The sequence below is a fragment of the Shewanella phaeophyticola genome, assembly GCF_025398315.1.
GTDB lineage: Bacteria > Pseudomonadota > Gammaproteobacteria > Enterobacterales > Shewanellaceae > Shewanella > Shewanella phaeophyticola.
Genome location: NZ_JAODOQ010000001.1, coordinates 4,335,782 through 4,354,191 on the forward strand (window position 1 = coordinate 4,335,782; position 18,410 = coordinate 4,354,191).

The following is an 18,410-nucleotide window of genomic DNA, read 5'->3' on the forward strand; positions in this document are numbered from 1 at the left end:
AATTTCAATTGTATGAATATTACTACTTATCGATTGCGCGCAAAAGGCATATAGGTTTGAAGATATAACTAAAGCAATGATTAAAGTGGTGCGGCCACGAATAAACGCGTTATTTAGGTGTTTCACTAATGAAAACTACCTAGCAAAACGATATACTCGGTGGCATCTCATCTTAGCCATTGTCAGAGAAATCAGTAATTATGCAAGAGTACATGGAATTTTTTAAAGCTAACCCAATGTTAAGTTTAGCGTGGGTAGGCCTATTTGTGGCGCTTGTTGTTAGCGTCATTAAATCGGGTACATCTAAAGTTAAAAACGTCAGCCATCAAGAATTAACCATAATGGTTAACAAGCAAGATGCAAAAGTTGTCGATGTACGCGGTAAAGAAGAATTTAAGAAAGGCCACATTGTTGATGCATTAAATGTGACCTTGTCTGAAATTAAAAATAATCAAGTCTCAAGCCTTGAAAAATTTAAAACTAGCCCCATTATACTTGTATGTAACTCAGGTATGACATCGTCACAAGCGGCTCAACTCCTTACTAAACAAGGTTTTGAAAACGTGTTTAACCTTAAAGGTGGCATGGGCGAATGGCAGGGTGCAAATTTACCCGTAGTTAAAAGTAAGCGTTAATTACGCGACTAAATAGACAACAGTGTTAACGAATTGGGAATGCGCTAACACTGTTTATCAACAAGATTTTGTTGAAATTATTTTAGCAAAATCAACTTTACGGGACAGCACTAACGATAGATCAATCGATTGATTATTAGTTGCGAAAGCCCAACACAATTAGCTGCAAAGAAAAGCTAAATAACACATAGGTAGGACATTATGGCTGAAGTCGCAAACAACGAAGCACAAGCACCACAATTTAACATTCAGCGTATTTATACAAAGGATTTGTCTTTTGAAACGCCAAACAGCCCAGCTGTTTTCCAAAAAGAATGGAACCCAGAAGTCAAGCTAGACCTAGACACTCGCAGCAACAAACTGACTGACGACACATTCGAAGTGATTTTATCTCTTACTGTTACCGCTAAAAATGGCGAAGAAACCGCATTCTTATGTGAAGTTCAACAAGCCGGTATCTTCTCTATCTCTGGTTTAACTGAACCACAACTTGCTCATTCTTTAGGTGCATACTGCCCTAACGTATTGTTCCCATACGCACGTGAATTAGTCGGTAACTTAGTGGGTCGTGGTACATTCCCACAATTAAACCTAGCACCAGTTAACTTTGACGCGCTATTCGCTCAGTATGTTCAACAGCGTCAAGCTGCTGCAACTGAAGAAGCAACAGCATAATTTATGAGTAACACTGCCGAAATTACGGTATTAGGGGCGGGGTCTTATGGCACCGCCCTTGCTATTTCTTTGGCGAGCAACGGTCATAAGACTTTGCTTTGGGGACATGATCCTAACAGCATGCAAGTGTTAGCTGACAATCGTTGTAACCAACGGTTTTTACCGGGTATTCAGTTTCCGGATTGTTTAGTAATTGAACCCGATTTAGGTAAAGCACTTGCCGCCAGTAAAAATATTTTAGTGGTAGTGCCAAGCCATGTATTTGGTGATGTGCTTAAACAAGCTAAACCGTTATTGCGTAAAGATGCACGCATTGTGTGTAGCTACCAAAGGGCTAGAGCCTGAAACAGGTCGTCTATTGCAAGACGTTGCACGTGAACAGTTAGGTGAGCAATACCCATTAGCGGTATTGTCTGAGTCGACTTTTGCTAAAGAATTAGCTGCGGGCTTACCTACTGCCATTTCGGTTGCAGGTACTTGTCCTCAGTTTACCCACGACCTAGTAGAATTACTCCACAGTCCAAAACGTTTACGTGTTTATGCTAACGACGATTTTACTGGTTTACAGTTAGGCGGCGCGGTTAAAAACGTCATTGCCATTGGTGCCGGTATGTCAGACGGTATTGGCTTTGGTGCCAATGCGCGTACGGCATTGATTACCCGTGGACTTGTTGAGTTGAGCCGCTTAGGTGAAGCGCTAGGCGCTGATGCCTCAACCTTTATTGGTATGGCCGGTTTAGGTGACTTGGTACTGACATGTACCGACAACCAGTCGCGTAATCGCCGATTTGGTTTGGCTTTAGGTCAAGGCAAAGACGTGAACACCGCGCAAGAAGAAATTGGCCAAGTGGTAGAAGGGTATCGTAACACTAAAGAAGTGTTCACTTTAGCCAAGCGTCTCGGGGTAGAAATGCCCATCACAGAGCAAATCTATCAAGTGCTATACCAAGGTAAAGCACCCGTTGAAGCAGCAAAAGAGCTACTCAGTCGTGATAAAAAGTCAGAGACACTCAAAAAATAGCGCAGCAGAACGGTTAAGTTAACCGTGAGTAGATATCAAAAAGGATGCTAAAATAGCATCCTTTTTTGCATTTATGCTTAAAGATAATTGAGTCACTTAATTTGTGTGGAGTAAAGCGTGAAACATCATGACGTAATCATCATCGGCGCCGGCGCGGCAGGATTAATGTGTGCTGTAACTGCGGGCTATCGAGGTCGTGATGTATTAGTGCTAGACAACGCCAAACAGGCTGGTCGCAAAATTTTGATCAGCGGTGGTGGGCGTTGTAACTTCACCAATCAAAAAGTCGAACCACACCAGTTTATTTGCGGCAATCCGCATTTTGTTAAATCGGCGCTAGCACGTTATCGCTCAAGCGACTTTATTGAGCTCGTTGAACGCCATGGTATTGAATATCATGAACGCGATCATGGTCAGCTATTTTGTAACGATTCAGCCAAAGATATCGTTACCATGTTAATGACCGAATGTGAGTGGGCAGGGGTTAAGATTAAGCTGCGTACAGAGATTTTGTCAGTTAATAAAACCAACAACGGCTTTTTGTTAACCACCAGTAATGGCGAGCTAAGCTGCCAATCTTTAGTGGTGGCGACAGGCGGTTTATCCATGCCTAAACTTGGTGCCACGCCTTATGGTTATAAACTCGCAGAGCAATTTGGTTTAACCGTATTACCGACCAGTGCCGGTTTAGTGCCTTTTACTTGGCATGCTGATCAAAAGGTGCGGTTTGAAGCATTATCGGGTATCGCTGTGCCTGCAACTATCACCGCACAAGATGGCACGCAATTTAGCGAAGCATTATTGTTTACCCATCGCGGTTTATCTGGCCCAGCAGTACTGCAAATTTCAAACTATTGGCAAGCTGGTGAAGCCATTTCAATCAATCTACTCCCAGGTGAAAATGCGCTAGAAAAAATTGAACTTGCGCTTAAAAACCACCCTAAACAAAGCCTTCGCAACACCCTAAGTCATTGGTTGCCAAAACGTTTAGTTGAAGCCTTATTTGAAGAAACACAATTAGATAAAGCCTTAAACCAACTCGGCCACGGCGAGCGTGAACAACTCGCTGCAAGTTTAAATAACTGGTCAATTATCATGAATGGCACCGAAGGTTATCGCACCGCAGAAGTCACCCTCGGTGGCGTTGATACCAACGAGCTATCGTCTAAAACCATGGAAGCTAAAAACGTATCAGGGCTTTATTTTATTGGTGAGGTAATGGACGTAAGTGGTTGGCTAGGCGGGTTTAATTTTCAATGGGCTTGGTCATCTGGCGTTGCAGCAGGGCTGGCTGTTTAGTTGTATTTTGATTAAATTAGAACGAAGGTTCTTTTAAGAAAGCATATTGGCTTAGTTTGTATATTGCGGTAGTAAATCTTATCTTTTATCTAAATTAAAAGTGTTTACAATCTAAACCTAATAAACCCGATTGTTTTATTATTATTCCATAGTATAGTCTTGTTTTTTGAGGTTTTTATTTAGTTTAAAACGACAGGTTCGCTAACTATGAATATATTAATAATCAATAAACTATATTTGATTTTTTTTGACGTAGACAACGTTGACAGCTGTTAATGTCTTCTTTAATACCTTGATAATAAAGGTGAACTTTCATACCTATACGCTCAAATTGATTAAATGTTAGAGGTGTTATCCAGTTATAACGTTCGAATAGCAACTGTAAATGACGAAACATCGTTAAACGTGTCTCTTGTAGGTAACTCCCTTGAATAAGCTGAGATTGAAATGCATTAAGTGCTCCGGAAAGATAGAATGTTATTCCTTGTGTCAATTCGTTAATCTCAAGTTCAGTTGCTATTAATTCATTTCCTGAAACCGCATCTTCAATAAACTTATGAATCCATTGCCAATAGAGATTAACCCTATGTTCTATAATTTTACTTTTTTCTGAGCTTGCTAGTTCCCAGACCAAGCGATTTACGGCAACTTGTCTAACAATATTAAATACGGGTGAAAAGTAAAGTGTTTCGAACGTAAATATGATCGGTAATAAAACTTTATCTAAACTAGACAAATTAGGTGTGACATCAATGAATTCTTGGAAGTGGTTGCTTGTAGCATTGCGCAAAAAGCAGCAGACAATTAAGTCCTCTTTACTTTCAAATAATTTATAAAAACTCGCGTTAGCACATCCAGATTCTTGAATAATCTGTGATAACCTGAATGATACGATTCCCTGATCTTCAATTAATCTTTCAGTTGCATTCAGTATGTTGTTGCTGCGAGCTAATTGGCATTCATTTTGTGGACAATGCATATATGTGTACTCATTCGTTGACTAAAAAAGTAGAGTCACTGATTATCATCATAACAGTCGAAAAGTATATGTGTTGTGACGTGGTCTTCTTTTAATCAGATTTTTTATGAGTATATCCCCCGTTATTAAATTTTTTCTAGTGCATCTAGTGAAAAGTTATTCTCGATGTTGATCGTAAGCTCCAGCTCAATAATTTTTATTTAGATGTGATTAGTCTTTATAAACTAAAGCTTCAGTTTAAATTTTTATAGAATTTAATGGGGTATTTTTCATATTTATATATGTTTTGGAAAAGAATATTCTCGCTTGCCTCCAAAGTTACGTAAAACCAGCCTTGGTAATATTACATCCACTAAGAAATCAACCCTTTCTTCTTATATGAACTATTAATGCTCGTTTATTAAAAGATGTTTGAATTTAGATTTAAGACTAAAAAGCAGTGAAATCTAGTTTCCTTAAAATTTTTTAAGCCACTTATACATAACGAACCATTATTTTGTTTATTTAGTTTCGGAACGGGTTAGATATTAAAAACCTTAAGGAGAGTGAAATGTTTAGAGTTTCTTGTGGTGTGGTGAGTTTGTCCGTTGTTATGGTATCTACCGTATTTGCGGCAGAATCACCGGCTTCGTTAGATGTTTACGGAGATTTTCAAGGGCAAGGTATTTGGCAATCTGGTGCGAGCAGCACTTTTAACGCTGAAGCCAAGCAGGTTAATTTAGGTGCGAAAGGTGTATATAAAGTCGACGAAATAACAACGTACTACAACTTATCTGCTCAATATAGCGATAACTTTGATGATATAGAAGTACGTAACGCTAGTTTGTATTTCAATACTGAATATGGGGGGATTTATGTAGGTAAAGGCTCTTCCGGTAGCTATGCAAATGTCTACGGTCGAATTGATATACATGCCAATAATAATAATGATCCATCAGGCAAGAATAAGATGCTGTATGAGCAAGGTAAATATACAGACAATGTTCTTTTCTATGTGTCTCCAGAATGGTCAACCAATTTAGGTAAGTGGCAATTCAAAGGTGGGATTGTCACTTACAACGAAGCCAGCGAATCTAGTGATGATGCTTTAGTTGCCCGCTTATTATATTCCCACGATAACTTCAATGCAGTTCTTAATTACCAGCGTTTTGATGAAAATGTGGACCAGAAGGGACTGATCAAGTTTATAACCGTTTTTCTTTCGGAGCCGATTATAGCATCGGTAACCTTAAATTAGCTGCGACAACAGAGGTCACCGACAATAGTTTTAATGGTGCAGAAAACACATATATTGGCGCCGCTATATACAGTCGTGGAAAAGTTGAATTTAGTGTTAGTTATCAGCACAAAACATTTGAGAGCGATTTTGATGACCTTGGCTTAATCATTGCCAGTGTCAAATATCACTACGGGAAGCAGTTGACTTTATATATTGAAGCTGCCGACTACACCGAAGACACCATTGATTATGTTGAATTTTCTGATAATCGATTTGCCGAAAGTGATGATAATGTCGCAATCGGTGGAATTTTCAAATTTTAGTATTAACGATAAGGGAATACACTATGAACGATAGACGATCCTTTTTAAAGAAAAGTGCAGGTTTAGCTGCTGTTGCAACTGGAATGGCGACTATTTTGCCAGCTCATGCGAATACTCTAAGTTCGACTAAGTGGGATGAAGAGGTTGATTTACTTATTATTGGGTCTGGGTTTACTGGTCAATCAGTTGCTGTAAATGCAAACCGTGCAGGTATTAAGGTTACAGTGTTAGAAAAAATGCAAGTCATTGGAGGCAACTCTGCAATTAATGGTGGTTGGTTTGCCGTACCGCGTAATCCAATTCAACTTGCTCAAGGTATCACTGATGACAGTCCAGCTGAACTAGTAAAAGATCAAATGATCGCTGCTAGAGGTATGGGCAATGAAGCTATGCTAACTCGAATAGCTGAGAAGGCGCTCCCGGCTTATAACATGTGTATTGAAGCAGGTGTGAAGTTTAAAAAAGATTTCAATATTCAGGTAGGTGGACACAACAAAGCTCGTGCTATTCGACTAGAGGCTGGTACAGGTGGTGGCATTACTACTAAGCTTTACGAAGCTGGCGTTCGTGAAGGTGTTGATTACCGTCTACAGCACAAAGTAGAAGATTTCATTATGGACGGTGATGAGATTTTAGGCGTAGTCGTTCGAAAGGGCTACCGATTCCCTAATGAAGACACAGGTCATCTGGTGAGGATTCGTGCGCGTAAAGGGGTAGTACTAGCATCTGGTGGCTTTGCTCGCAATATGAAACTGCGATTCATCGTTGATCCTTCTTTGGATCCAACATTAGATTGCACTAATCAACTTGGTGCAACGGGTGAAGCGACTCTGACTGCTATGAACCATGGTGCTTTACCTGTTCATATGAATATGATCCAAACCGGACACTGGGGGTCTCCTGATGAAGGTGGGTTTGGATGGTCGAATGCACTCTTATCTATTGGTTGGCACAAAGGAATTGCCGTTAACCCAACTACCGGTAAACGTATTATGGATGAGCGAGCAGATAGATTAACTTGTTCAGCGGCCATAATGGCTTGTCGTCATAAAGATGGTTCTCCTGCTTATCCTCTAGTGTTTTTCAATAAAAACGATCACTTAGGTGACGACCGTGTAACCCGTGCTGTACGTGATGAGATGGCATGGGAAATGGAATCGCTGGAGCAGTTAGCTGATAAGTTTAATGTTCCGTTGAAGCAGTTACGATCCACTGTTGAAGAATGGAATCAATATGTTATTAACCAAAAAGATCCTGACTTTAATCGTAAAATGGATTCAGCTGTTAAGTTAGAAGGACCTTTTGTCGTCTCAAGAGTTTGGCCAAAGGTGCATTATTGCATGGGAGGGTTGAAAACGGATTTGGATGGTCGAGTTATCAATTCTAGTACTTTAGCACCAATGAAAAAACTTTATGCTGCAGGTGAAGTTACTGGTGGCGTTCATGGTCATGCTCGTTTGAGTTCATGTGCTTGCCTTGAAGGCTTGGCTATGGGATTTATCATCCCTAATACAATTAAAGCAGACGCATAAGAGGAGATAGCACAATGAAAAAAATAATTTTTATTATCAGCGTTGTTTTTATTATGGTTGGCTATGCAAATGCTGGGGATTTGGTCGATATAAAGAACGGAATAAAAGGTCGGGTTAACCACGAAGCTTTATATGAAAGTGGTTGTAATGGTTGTCATGTGGGTTCAGCTCGAGAATATGTGGATGACAGTGCTTGCAAAGACTGCCACGGAAGCATTAATGACATCGAAATTGACGTATCACAATTAAAGATGTCATCGGCTAACCCACATGAAAGTGTACACTATAATCAAGGTGCTAGTTGCATTGCTTGTCATGCGGAACATCAAACAAAAAAACCTGTTTGTTCCGAGTGTCATCGTACTTGGTTTGAAGAAATGTAACTTCAATCTATTTTCAAAGCTTTCAAAGCTTTCATAGCTTAAATTGGCGTAGCGCTCATATATCGCTATGCCTTTTTCTGTCAGACTTGATTCATATTTAAGAGATGTATTGCACTATGAAAACAAAGTCTGAAATACCTGTTAGAGGCTGGTCTATTCTATCGGTTGCATGGTTAACTTTTTCAATTTCAAATTTAGCTAATTTTGCATTCGGTGTGATTTTGCCCGATATGAGATCTGATATTGGATTTGATCTTCAAATGGCTGGTTATTTAAGTGCGATAGCTTGGGTTGGAAAGGGGTTATTAACTATTCCAATCATCTGCTGCATTAGCAAAGGAAGGCCAAAGACAGTGTTGTTTTGCATTTTTGTCCTTTCAGGTCTTGGTATGCTTTTTCAAGGTTATGCAACAAATACGTACATGCTTTTTTTGGGGCGGCTTTTGGTCATGGGAGTTGCTGCAGGAATTGTTTCAGTGTTGGTCGTTTTCAAAATACAGTGGATTCCAAAAGAAAAAATGGGAATGGTTAACGGGATCGAAGTGTTTACAAGCCCCATTGGGCAGCTACTTGGAACTGCTGGTTTTCCTATATTCCTAGCAATGATCGCTGGCTGGCGTGATGCGATGCTATCAATGGGCTACTTTGTCCTTTTACTTGCGTTTGTTTGGTTGTTTGTTGCTAAAGAGCGTGACAGTTCTTTATCAGGCAGTTATATAAAAGTTCCAATGCTCCAACCATTGAAAGAAGCTCTAGCCTATAGAAACACGTGGCTGCTCGCTTTAGCTTGGCCTGCGACATCTCTAACCTGGATTGCGATATATACATTTTGGGCTAGCTACGCCGTTGAAAGCTTAAACTTTTCAATATCAGAAGCAGGTATTATTCTTGGTTTTATGCCAATAGGATCTGCTATAGCGTGTTTAGCTTCACCATTAATAGCTCAAGTGTTAGGTTATGATAAACCATTAATTATTGCTTCAGGGATAGTGCTGCCATGCTCTTATTTCGGCCTGATGCTGTCCGACAACATTACGATACTATCTTCCTGCTCTTTTATCTGCGGGTATGCAGCATATAACTTTGTACCTATAGCGTTAACTATGCTCTATAAAACAGGTATGTCTCCTAGGGCTGTTTCTATGGCTACAGGTTTTATTTTCTCTTTGGTTGGATTTGGAGGGGCTATCGGAGCGGTACTATCAGGTTACCTTAGCGAACACTACGGTATAGAATTTGCCTTGTTAGTATTATGTATCGCTCCAATAATATTTGTTATTTTTACTGTATTTTTGACGGAAACGGGGTGGAAAACTAAAAGCATTACGCGCACTCGGTAACGTTTAATTGTATATAGTTTTTTATCACTCATTTCAAAACTCGCGGTTCATTTTTTCAAAGCTTTGGGTGAGCACTTTGATTGACTCTGGGTCTATATGACGGGTGATGTCTTGTGTTAGTTGTAAATGCATGCGGTTGTGGTGCTTGTGCAGCGCGGTGCCTTCACTGGTTAATTCGACCAATATTGAGCGGCGGTCGACTTCGTGCGGAGTGCGGGCGATAAGACCAAATTGCACTAACTTTTCTACCTGCACGGTTAGTGTGCCGGTGGTAATGCCCAACCTATCGGCTAACTCTTTCATTCGCATTGTGGCCGTGCGAGCCCAATACCTCAATGGTATGCACCTGTGCTAACGAGTAACCGGTATCTTTAACGACAGACTGCTCCCAAGAAGACAGTTTGTCGTAAAATTCGATGATCAGGTTATTCAAAGAATGCATAAGAGCCTCAGGCGTAATTCACTTCAATTGTTAAGTGGTTTAGCTTACCAAACTTACTCAGTGATTGTTTAAATGTTTCAGCATTCGTGTCGCTTGTGGTGCAAATTGCGATGGCGGCCGAATAGTGATCTGCGCTTATTCTCCAAATGTGAATGTCGGTCACTTTGGTTTGCTCATTTTCAAGAGCGTTAATAATATCTGCTTGATAATGCTTGTCGATGCTTTCATCTAACAAAATTGGGCTCGTTTGTTTCATTAAGCCTAAAGCCCATTTCGTGATAACCACGGCACCCACGATCCCCATAACAGGATCTAGCCAATACCAGCCAAGATACTTACCCACTAAAAGCGCACCAATAGCTAACACAGAGGTGAGTGCGTCAGCGAGCACGTGAAAATAGGCTGCTTTGAGATTATGGTCGCTGTGTCCATGATGGCTATGATCATGATCGTGTGTATGGCCGTCATCTTCGTGGTGAACATGATCATGGTGGCTGTGTAAATGGTGAGCGTGCCCATGGTCGTCATCGTGATGGTGAGCATGATCATGGTGGTGGTCGTGATCATCATGGCCATGGTGGTGATGTTCATGACCAAGAATAAACATGCTCGCCACGTTAACCACTAAACCGATAATTGCGACCATAATGGATTGGTTAAATTGGATATCAACCGGCGACAGTAATCTATGTACTGACTCAACCAACATAATGAGTGCAACAATACCCAAACCAATCGCACTAGTGTATCCACCAAGTACGCCAACCTTGCCCACACCAAAAGAGAATCTGTCGCTATTGGCGTGTTTTCTTGCATAGTGATAAGTAAATAGCGTGATACAAAATGCCGCTGCATGGGTGCCCATGTGCCAACCATCGGCAAGTAACGCCATAGAGCCATAAATCGTACCGGCAGTCACTTCGATAATCATAGTAATAATAGTGATCACGAGTACATACCATGTTCGGCGTTCGTTTTGTGCATTCACTGAGGTGAAGTTATGCTGGTGGACATATTTATCGGCAAAGTTGGTCATAATTTATTTGTTTGATTATCAAGTTATTTGGACTTTATGTTATTTGATTGTCAAAGTAAATGGTTGGCGGTTGATTTTATGACTGTCGCAATAAATCTATTCAGTGTTTAGCGGGTAAAAGTGCCGCTAACTATTGTGGCTATTTGGGCATAAAAATGAACCCAATTTTTATGAACGCAGTGATAACCCTTTAAAAGCTATAGTGAATCAAGCTTGCCGTATAAAGATATTTTAGGTAATACTGAGTTACGATTAGGATGATGAGGCAGCCAATGAGCAACCCAAATGTAACGGATACAATAATAACTTGCGGTGATGGCGTACAACTGGCCGCCAGTATTTACATGCCTACCACCTCGTTAAAAGGGGCGGTGATGATGGCGCCTGCCACGGGGATTAAAAGACAGTTTTACGCTAATTTTGCCACTTATCTCGCTAATAATGGTTATGGGGTGATCACTTTTGATAATCGCGGCATTGGCGGTTCGTTACATGGTTCGATTAAACACAATACTGCATCGTTGCAATGCTGGGGTGAAAAAGACATGCCTGCCGTGCTTGAGCATCTAAAGACGACATTTCCGAAAATTAAATATCATTTAGTGAGCCACAGTGCAGGCGGCCAGTTAATCGGCTTAATGCCAAATGCGATAGACATTAGCTCAATGTTTAATGTTGCCTGCTCATCGGGTCAGCTACGTAATATGAGGTTGTTGTATCAGTTACAAGCGCACTTTTTTATGAACTTTTTTATCCCGTTAAGCAATGGACTGTTTGGTCATACTAAGTCGCAGTGGGTTGGTATGGGGCAACCATTACCTAAAACAGTCGCTAGGCAGTGGCAGTTATGGTGCAACGGTCAAGGCTACGTTAAAACGGCATTTGGTAAAACAATCACCCAGCATTGTTATGATCAACTCACATTGCCATCGTTGTGGGTAAACGCGGTAGATGACGACATTGCTAATAATATGAATGTAGCAGACATGATGTCGGTGTTTCCAAAATTGAACGGCCAAACACTCACCCTTACACCCAGTGAACACGGTTTAACTGAAATTGGCCACATGAAGTTTTTTAGCAGCAAATCGCAAACTTTATGGCCTCTAGCCTTGAATTGGCTAGACAAACATTAACCTTTAGCACAGCTATTAAGACATTAAGCCTATTCATTCCTTTGGATGGGCTTTTTTTGTATATGAGATTGTATATATGAAAAAATACATATAAAATATTTTTAAGAAATCAGCTGAGCTTATTATTTATGAAAAAGAAAAGTGTATTGTTTTTGTGTACTGGTAACTCTGCCCGTTCACAAATGGCCGAAGCGTTATTAAGAAGCAAAGCCGGTGATCAATTTGATGTATTCAGTGCGGGTACTCAGCCAGAGGACATCGACGCTAGGGCGATTGAGGCGATACAAAAGTTTGGTGTCGATGCCAGCGAGCTAGTCTCTAAAGGCGTGCAGAGCTTTGACGGAAAAGACTTCGACTACGTGATTACGCTTTGCGATAAAGCCAATACCGAATGCCGCAGCTTTCCCGGCGCAGGTAAACAACTTGCTTGGGATTTTCCTGATCCTAAAACACGCAAGGGAAACCATCCTTTTTCTAGTACCTTAACTGAGCTAAACAATCGCTTGTCTATGTTTTTGCTGGTGGAAAATAAAGTATCAGCAACGGCAAAAATTGAAGCGCCAACAGAAGCGTTGCAATTTACTGATGAAGGGCAGGTCGATGTTGATCCCATCGCATTTTATAAATGCTTAACCGACGATATCCGTCTAAAAACCTTAATGTTGACCCACTATCATGGTGAGCTGTGTGTGTGTGAGTTAATGCAAGCGCTGGATGAAGATAGCCAGCCTAAAGTGTCGCGCAACTTAGCCTTACTAAAAAAAGCCAACATTCTTAGCGACCGAAAGCATGGTCAGTGGGTGTTTTATCGCATTAACCCTAGCTTGGCTTTGTGCAGTCAAGTTGGTGATTGCGCAAACCACTGAAAATAATATTGCCTTAATTTCGCCGTATCTTGAGCGTTTAGACGCTATGGAAAACCGCCCTAATAAAGCCAGTTTTTGCCGTTAGGTTTTGCAGGTTTTTAAATATTAATATCAGTTTTAAACGATTTTTGGAGTTAATAATGTCGCCACATCCATTTGATATTTTGCCATTAGACCCATTCAATGAGAATGGCGCTAAATTAATTTTTACCCCTTGCCCTGGCACCAAAGAGCAAGCATTGGCTGAGTCGCTTACTACGTTAAAAGCGGCTGGTACTCAAATGCTACTTACCCTGATGTTTGACGAAGAAATGGCTCGTAATAATGCCAGCGATTTAGCCGCACAATGTGCCAAGCAAGGCATTACATGGGTGCAATTGCCTATCTTAGATGACGCCGCACCGGGCACTGAATTTGAAGCAAGCTGGATAGCCAATAAAGCGCAAATCTTAGATTTGATGCACAACCAGGGCACCATCGCCGTGCATTGCAAAGGCGGCTCAGGGCGCACAGGGCTAGTAATTGGACTTATTTTAGCCAGTTTAGGTTGGCCAAAAGACAAAGTCGTTAGTGCTGTGCAAGCACTAAGGCCAAAAGCATTAGCGCACCCAGTACAGCGCGAATATTTTGATGGGTTTACTCTTTGATTTTTTTAAGAGATTGCTGATAAGAGATTGTTGATTAAAGACGATTACTTAAAGGCTACTGATTAATAAGCCAAATAACACAATGTAGGACAATATTATGACGATTAAAATAGGTATTAACGGTTTTGGCCGTATGGGACGTTTATCAATGCGCGCCGCGTATGATTGGGACGACGTGGAAATTGTGCACATTAACGATCCCGCTGGCGACGCCGCAACGTTAGCCCACTTAATGACCTTTGACTCTGTGCATGGTCGTTGGCATCACGAGGCGACACATCAAGGCGATGCGATTGTGATTAACGGCAAAGCCATTCCATGTACTCAAAACAAAGCCACTCAAGATACTGATTGGTCAAAGTGCGATGTGGTGATTGAAGCGTCGGGTAAAATTAAAACCAAAGCGTTACTGCAAGCTTATTTAGATCAAGGCGTTAAACGCGTAGTGGTCACCGCACCGGTTAAAGAAGATGGCGTGCTCAATATTGTAATGGGCGTGAACGATGATCTCTATGATAAAGCGATCCACCCGATAGTCACGGCGGCGTCTTGTACCACTAACTGTTTAGCGCCAGTGGTAAAAGTAATCCACGAAAAAATCGGCATTAAACATGGTTCGATGACCACAATCCACGACATCACTAACACTCAAACCATTTTAGATGCACCGCACAAAGACTTACGCCGTGCACGTGCCTGTGGCATTAGCTTAATCCCCACCACAACGGGTTCAGCTACCGCCATTACCCATATTTTCCCTGAGCTTAAGGGCAAGCTTAATGGCCATGCGATACGTGTACCGTTAGCCAATGCTTCAATTACCGACTGCGTATTTGAAGTGGCGCGCGGCACCACAGTAGAAGAAGTGAATCAGCTGCTTAAACAAGCCGCAGATACTGAGCTAAAAGGCATTATGGGCTATGAAGAACGCCCGCTTGTATCAGTGGATTATAAAACAGATCCGCGCTCAAGCATTATTGATGCTTTGTCGACCATGGTGGTTAACGACACCCAAGTGAAGCTATACGTGTGGTACGACAATGAGTGGGGATACGCTAACCGCACCGCTGAGCTTGCCCGCAAAGTCGGCCTAGCAGATAAGGAATAACCCAGCATGGGGCTGTTATCACTGAGCGCATTGCCGCCACAAATTAAACAATACCTGATCATTACCGGTAATTATTGGGCGTTTACCTTAACCGACGGCGCATTGCGGATGCTGGTGGTGTTGTACTTTCATCAGCTTGGTTACAGCCCGCTTAACATTGCCATGTTGTTTTTGTTTTATGAAATCTTTGGTGTGGTGACCAACCTCGTTGGCGGCTGGTTAGGTGCAAGGCTAGGGTTAAATAACACCATGAACATTGGTTTAGGGCTGCAAATTGTCGCCCTTGCCATGTTAACCGTGCCAGCCGACATGCTCACTGTTGTGTATGTGATGGCGGCGCAGGCCTTGTCTGGTATCGCCAAAGATCTCAATAAAATGAGTGCCAAAAGCGCGATTAAAATGCTGGTGCCAAGTGATGCTCAGGGTAAGTTGTATCAGTGGGTCGCGATTCTTACGGGGTCAAAAAATGCCTTAAAAGGGCTTGGCTTCTTTTTAGGCGGCTTATTACTGACACTAGTTGAGTTTCGCGGCGCGGTGATACTCATGGCGGCTATGTTAGCGGTTGTGTGGGTGATGAGTTTATTCAGCTTAAAAGCCGATTTAGGCAAAGCCAAAAACAAGCCTAAATTTACTGATATGTTTTCAAAAAGCCCGGCGATTAATATGTTGTCGGCGGCGCGGATGTTTTTGTTTGGTGCCCGCGACGTGTGGTTTGTGGTGGCACTGCCGGTATTTTTAGCGGTTACATTTCAATGGGACCATTGGTGGGTTGGCGGCTTTATGGCTAGCTGGGTCATTGGTTACGGTATTGTGCAATCTTTTGCACCGTATTTTACCGGTAAAAAACAAGGCAAAGTCCCTAGCGGGCAAGCCGCCTTTATGTGGGCAGGGTATTTATTAGTTATCCCAGCCGCCATTGCATTAGCACTGCATTTTGACTTTTATATCCAGCAGTCATTAATCGCCGGTTTATTGTTGTTTGGTGCAGTGTTTGCGATTAACTCATCGCTACACAGTTACCTTATTGTCAGTTATGCCGGTCATGATGGTGTGTCACTTGATGTCGGCTTTTACTACATGGCCAATGCCATGGGGCGCTTAATTGGTACTGTGCTTTCGGGTTGGGTATATCAGCAATATGGCCTTGAGGCATGTTTATGGATCTCAAGTGCATTTGTGACGTTAGCGGCGGTGATATCCGTTAAATTACCAAGATAAACATGCGCTAAATCATAAATCAACGTCATAAAAAAATAGGGTTGCCATTGTTGGCAGCCCTTTTTTATATCTGTTTATTGCTTATTAGCTTGAGCATGAAACTCTTACCGAGTTGTCGGTAAAAATTTCCCACTTAGTGGTACGCCGCAGATTGTACTTATTACATGCACAACGATTAAGTCGTTATTAATTAATGTCTTATGGTTTGTTTTCGAAGTTGGCACGATGCTGGCTTTAGTAAATATACCAACAAAGAGAAATATACCATGTACGAATATCGTCTATTTATATTCAGTACATTAAAGACAAACCGTACACCAAGGAGGTTTATATGTTGGGCTGGACATTAATGTTTTTAGTGATAGCCGTTATTGCAGGTTTATTAGGTTTTAGCGGTATTGCGGGTGCAGCAGCGGGGATCGCTAAAGTTATTTTCTTTATTTTTGTGGTGTTGTTGCTGATTTCACTCGTATCGAATGCACTGCGTGGTAAGTCGCCTCGATAACCTACATAGCCAACCTAATTAATAACACGGTCAAAATATTTACCATCATCAGGAGATGAATTATGAAATTATTAAAATTAATCACAATGGCAAGTTTAATGGTACTACTTACAGCGGGCTTATCAGCATGTTCAGATAATAAAGCCGAAAATGCAGGTGAGAAGGTCGATGAGATGATGCAAGATGCGGGTAATGCGGTTGAAGATGCTTGTGAAGATGTAAAAGAAGGCATGAAAGCCGAAGATCCTGACTGTTAATAATATCACGGCACTCATGCATTAGGCATGAGTGCCGCTTTTATTATTTTACTTCAGGAGGACAGATTATGCCGACCCAAATCCACATTAAATATTATTACACCCTTGGTACTTTTATCGCATTGTGCCTATGCATCGCATTGCCTTATGTAGTGCTGCAAGTGGTGTTTGGCTGGGTGGCATTGTCATTAGCTTTAGTCAGTTCTGCCTATTGGTTTAATAGCGCAGGGATTTTTCGTAAAAGCCAAGACGGCAGCATTCCTTGGTATATCAGCTGGAGTTTTGTGCCTTTTTTAATGGGCAGTCAGGCGTACAACTCATGGGCTCGAAAGCACGACAAAGTGCCTGCTATCCAACAAATAGACAAGCAACTGTATTTAGCGTGTCGCTTGTTTCCAAGCGATGTTGAGCAACTAAAACGTGAAAAAATAGGTGCTATCTTAGATGTTACCGCTGAGTTTGATGCACTTGAATGGACCTTAGTCGATGAGAATATCGAGTATTTAAATATTCCGGTGTTAGACCATAACGTGCCAACGATTGCCCAAGTAAATCAAGCAGTAAACTGGTTACATAATCAGGTGCGTAAAGGCAACAATGTGGTAGTGCATTGTGCCTTAGGTCGAGGCCGCTCAGTGCTTATGTTGGCCGCGTATTTAGTGTGCCGCGATAAAAACCGTCAGTTTAGCGATGTGCTTAAAAGTATCAACGATATTCGCCAAACTGCTAGGTTAAATAAATGGCAGTTAGCTGGCGTTGAAAAAATGCATCAACAACAGCAAATTAATATCCATAAGCAAGCCTGGTTAATTGTTAATCCGGTATCGGGCGGTGGTAAGTGGCACAACGAAGCTGATCATATTAAACAAACCCTATCGCGTTATTTTCAGCTTAAGGTGTTGTACACCGCCAAAGATAAATCGGCAGTGCAATTGGCCGAACAAGCTAAAGCGCAAGGTGCCGATATCATCATTGCTTGCGGCGGCGACGGCACAGTTAACGAGGTCGCCTCGGTGTTAGTCGACAGCGATATTTATTTAGGCATTATCCCTATGGGCACCACCAATGCATTAAGCCACACCTTATTTGGGGTTAACAGTAAATTGATACCCGTGTCGCAGGCGTTAGATATTTTAATTCAAGGACATCATCAACGCATTGATACCGCAGTGTGTAACGACAGCATTATGTTGTTGCTGGTGGGCTTAGGGTTTGAGCATAAAATGATCCAAAAAGCCGACCGCGAAACCAAAAATGACATGAGTCAGTTAGCGTATTTAACGGGGTTGTGGGAAGCCATTGATGAAAATCAGTCGTTATCAATCCGCATGCAATTTGATGATGGTGAAACCCACACTGTCGATACCACCAGTTTAGTGGTTGCCAATGCCGCGCCATTTACCAGTGTGTTAGCCCAAGGTAATGGTGAACCGATAATTAATGATGGTTTGTTAGACATCACCTGGATTGAGGCGAGTGACACTTCTCCGCAGCAATTACTTAGCATGACCGAGTTATTGTTTGCAGGCTTAACGGATCGTCGTGATCAACAAGCTGAGAATAGTGCGATTCATCATCAGCAGGCCAAAAAAGTCTATTTAACAACGGATGCTCAGTGTCAGTACGTGATTGATGGTGAGCTGTTTGAAGCTGAAGATATGCGTATTGAGGTGAAACCCAAGTCGTTGTCTGTGATGATTCCACAGAGGTAATTTTCATTTTATGGCCTACGGCCACACCAATGTTCAAACTCCGTTTGAATCAAGATCGCAAGGTTCCACCCTGCACG

At 41.7% G+C, this 18,410-nt stretch carries 17 protein-coding genes and 4 pseudogenes; 18 read left to right on the forward strand and 3 right to left on the reverse strand.

Annotated elements, in window-relative coordinates:
• The first annotated feature begins 200 nt into the window (after positions 1-200).
• The 4 genes and pseudogenes from N4T56_RS20155 (at position 201) to N4T56_RS20170 (ending at position 3,630) form a co-directional block, all read left to right on the forward strand.
• Positions 201-635: a rhodanese-like domain-containing protein gene (locus tag N4T56_RS20155; protein ID WP_261734434.1), complete on the forward strand. Its 435-nt coding sequence runs from the start codon at positions 201-203 to the stop codon at positions 633-635.
• 201 nt (positions 636-836) lie between these two features.
• On the forward strand, positions 837-1,310 hold the full coding sequence (gene secB / locus N4T56_RS20160; protein ID WP_188922756.1) for a protein-export chaperone SecB: 474 nt from the start codon (positions 837-839) through the stop codon (positions 1,308-1,310).
• Between the two features lie 3 nt (positions 1,311-1,313).
• A pseudogene (gene gpsA, locus N4T56_RS20165) lies at positions 1,314-2,331 on the forward strand (NAD(P)H-dependent glycerol-3-phosphate dehydrogenase).
• Positions 2,332-2,448: 117 nt separating this feature from the next.
• A complete protein-coding gene (locus N4T56_RS20170; RefSeq protein WP_261734435.1) occupies positions 2,449-3,630 on the forward strand; it encodes a BaiN/RdsA family NAD(P)/FAD-dependent oxidoreductase in 1,182 nt (393 codons plus the stop codon).
• Between the two features lie 223 nt (positions 3,631-3,853).
• Here the strand turns inward: N4T56_RS20170 and N4T56_RS20175 are convergent, their stop codons facing one another.
• A complete protein-coding gene (locus N4T56_RS20175; protein ID WP_261734436.1) occupies positions 3,854-4,609 on the reverse strand; it encodes a TetR/AcrR family transcriptional regulator in 756 nt (251 codons plus the stop codon).
• A gap of 550 nt (positions 4,610-5,159) precedes the next feature.
• On the opposite strand from N4T56_RS20175, the gene N4T56_RS20180 reads away from it, so the two are divergent.
• The 6 genes and pseudogenes from N4T56_RS20180 (at position 5,160) to N4T56_RS20200 (ending at position 9,406) form a co-directional block, all read left to right on the forward strand.
• Complete coding sequence (locus tag N4T56_RS20180; protein ID WP_261734437.1) at positions 5,160-5,846, forward strand: hypothetical protein; 687 nt, start codon at positions 5,160-5,162, stop codon at positions 5,844-5,846.
• Positions 5,828-6,007: pseudogene (locus N4T56_RS22885) on the forward strand (hypothetical protein); the annotation flags it as partial. The gene N4T56_RS20180 and the pseudogene N4T56_RS22885, both read left to right, overlap by 19 nt.
• 21 nt (positions 6,008-6,028) lie before the next feature.
• Complete coding sequence (locus tag N4T56_RS20185; RefSeq protein ID WP_261734438.1) at positions 6,029-6,151, forward strand: hypothetical protein; 123 nt, start codon at positions 6,029-6,031, stop codon at positions 6,149-6,151.
• A 23-nt stretch (positions 6,152-6,174) separates the two neighbouring features.
• Positions 6,175-7,683 carry a flavocytochrome c gene (locus tag N4T56_RS20190; RefSeq protein WP_261734439.1) on the forward strand — a complete coding sequence of 503 codons (1,509 nt, stop codon included), beginning with the start codon at positions 6,175-6,177 and terminating at the stop codon, positions 7,681-7,683.
• A gap of 14 nt (positions 7,684-7,697) precedes the next feature.
• On the forward strand, positions 7,698-8,066 hold the full coding sequence (locus N4T56_RS20195; RefSeq protein ID WP_261734440.1) for a cytochrome c3 family protein: 369 nt from the start codon (positions 7,698-7,700) through the stop codon (positions 8,064-8,066).
• Positions 8,067-8,182: 116 nt separating this feature from the next.
• Positions 8,183-9,406: an MFS transporter gene (locus N4T56_RS20200; RefSeq protein ID WP_261734441.1), complete on the forward strand. Its 1,224-nt coding sequence runs from the start codon at positions 8,183-8,185 to the stop codon at positions 9,404-9,406.
• Positions 9,407-9,439: 33 nt separating this feature from the next.
• Here N4T56_RS20200 and N4T56_RS20205 read toward each other — a convergent pair.
• Together N4T56_RS20205 and N4T56_RS20210 are read right to left on the reverse strand one after the other, a co-directional pair.
• Positions 9,440-9,848, reverse strand: a pseudogene (locus N4T56_RS20205) (MarR family winged helix-turn-helix transcriptional regulator).
• 7 nt (positions 9,849-9,855) lie between these two features.
• A complete protein-coding gene (locus tag N4T56_RS20210; RefSeq protein ID WP_261734442.1) occupies positions 9,856-10,884 on the reverse strand; it encodes a cation diffusion facilitator family transporter in 1,029 nt (342 codons plus the stop codon).
• A gap of 272 nt (positions 10,885-11,156) precedes the next feature.
• Here N4T56_RS20210 and N4T56_RS20215 point away from each other — a divergent pair, with 272 nt between their 5' ends.
• From N4T56_RS20215 to N4T56_RS20250, 8 genes and pseudogenes are all read left to right on the forward strand, one after another.
• On the forward strand, positions 11,157-12,020 hold the full coding sequence (locus N4T56_RS20215; protein WP_261734443.1) for an alpha/beta hydrolase family protein: 864 nt from the start codon (positions 11,157-11,159) through the stop codon (positions 12,018-12,020).
• Between the two features lie 128 nt (positions 12,021-12,148).
• Positions 12,149-12,971 (forward strand): annotated as a pseudogene (locus N4T56_RS20220) (metalloregulator ArsR/SmtB family transcription factor).
• 55 nt (positions 12,972-13,026) lie between these two features.
• Positions 13,027-13,533, forward strand: a complete 507-nt coding sequence (locus N4T56_RS20225; protein ID WP_261734445.1) for a phosphatase domain-containing putative toxin — start codon at positions 13,027-13,029, stop codon at positions 13,531-13,533.
• Between the two features lie 97 nt (positions 13,534-13,630).
• Complete coding sequence (locus N4T56_RS20230; RefSeq protein WP_261734446.1) at positions 13,631-14,641, forward strand: ArsJ-associated glyceraldehyde-3-phosphate dehydrogenase; 1,011 nt, start codon at positions 13,631-13,633, stop codon at positions 14,639-14,641.
• A 6-nt stretch (positions 14,642-14,647) separates the two neighbouring features.
• A complete protein-coding gene (gene arsJ / locus N4T56_RS20235) occupies positions 14,648-15,859 on the forward strand; it encodes an organoarsenical effux MFS transporter ArsJ (RefSeq protein WP_261734447.1) in 1,212 nt (403 codons plus the stop codon).
• 331 nt (positions 15,860-16,190) lie between these two features.
• Complete coding sequence (locus N4T56_RS20240) at positions 16,191-16,364, forward strand: DUF1328 domain-containing protein (RefSeq protein WP_223419036.1); 174 nt, start codon at positions 16,191-16,193, stop codon at positions 16,362-16,364.
• Positions 16,365-16,426: 62 nt separating this feature from the next.
• The gene (locus N4T56_RS20245) at positions 16,427-16,621 is read left to right on the forward strand and encodes a hypothetical protein (RefSeq protein ID WP_188923183.1); all 195 of its coding nucleotides are present in this window, start codon (positions 16,427-16,429) and stop codon (positions 16,619-16,621) included.
• 68 nt (positions 16,622-16,689) lie between these two features.
• Entirely contained in the window at positions 16,690-18,333 is a 1,644-nt protein-coding gene (locus N4T56_RS20250) for a diacylglycerol kinase family protein (RefSeq protein ID WP_261734448.1), read from the forward strand.
• The last annotated feature ends 77 nt before the right edge of the window (positions 18,334-18,410 follow it).

Excerpts from the sequence above, each read along its gene's own strand:
- N4T56_RS20200 (WP_261734441.1), top strand. The coding sequence starts at position 8,183 with ATGAAAACAAAGTCTGAAATACCTGTTAGAGGCTGGTCTATTCTATCG.
- N4T56_RS20225 (WP_261734445.1), top strand. The coding sequence starts at position 13,027 with ATGTCGCCACATCCATTTGATATTTTGCCATTAGACCCATTCAATGAG.
- N4T56_RS20240 (WP_223419036.1), top strand. The coding sequence starts at position 16,191 with ATGTTGGGCTGGACATTAATGTTTTTAGTGATAGCCGTTATTGCAGGT.
- arsJ (WP_261734447.1), top strand. The coding sequence starts at position 14,648 with ATGGGGCTGTTATCACTGAGCGCATTGCCGCCACAAATTAAACAATAC.
- N4T56_RS20210 (WP_261734442.1), bottom strand. The coding sequence starts at position 10,884 with ATGACCAACTTTGCCGATAAATATGTCCACCAGCATAACTTCACCTCA.
- N4T56_RS20155 (WP_261734434.1), top strand. The coding sequence starts at position 201 with ATGCAAGAGTACATGGAATTTTTTAAAGCTAACCCAATGTTAAGTTTA.
- N4T56_RS20230 (WP_261734446.1), top strand. The coding sequence starts at position 13,631 with ATGACGATTAAAATAGGTATTAACGGTTTTGGCCGTATGGGACGTTTA.
- N4T56_RS20175 (WP_261734436.1), bottom strand. The coding sequence starts at position 4,609 with ATGCATTGTCCACAAAATGAATGCCAATTAGCTCGCAGCAACAACATA.
- N4T56_RS20195 (WP_261734440.1), top strand. The coding sequence starts at position 7,698 with ATGAAAAAAATAATTTTTATTATCAGCGTTGTTTTTATTATGGTTGGC.
- N4T56_RS20245 (WP_188923183.1), top strand. The coding sequence starts at position 16,427 with ATGAAATTATTAAAATTAATCACAATGGCAAGTTTAATGGTACTACTT.
- secB (WP_188922756.1), top strand. The coding sequence starts at position 837 with ATGGCTGAAGTCGCAAACAACGAAGCACAAGCACCACAATTTAACATT.
- N4T56_RS20180 (WP_261734437.1), top strand. The coding sequence starts at position 5,160 with ATGTTTAGAGTTTCTTGTGGTGTGGTGAGTTTGTCCGTTGTTATGGTA.
- N4T56_RS20190 (WP_261734439.1), top strand. The coding sequence starts at position 6,175 with ATGAACGATAGACGATCCTTTTTAAAGAAAAGTGCAGGTTTAGCTGCT.
- N4T56_RS20215 (WP_261734443.1), top strand. The coding sequence starts at position 11,157 with ATGAGCAACCCAAATGTAACGGATACAATAATAACTTGCGGTGATGGC.
- N4T56_RS20250 (WP_261734448.1), top strand. The coding sequence starts at position 16,690 with ATGCCGACCCAAATCCACATTAAATATTATTACACCCTTGGTACTTTT.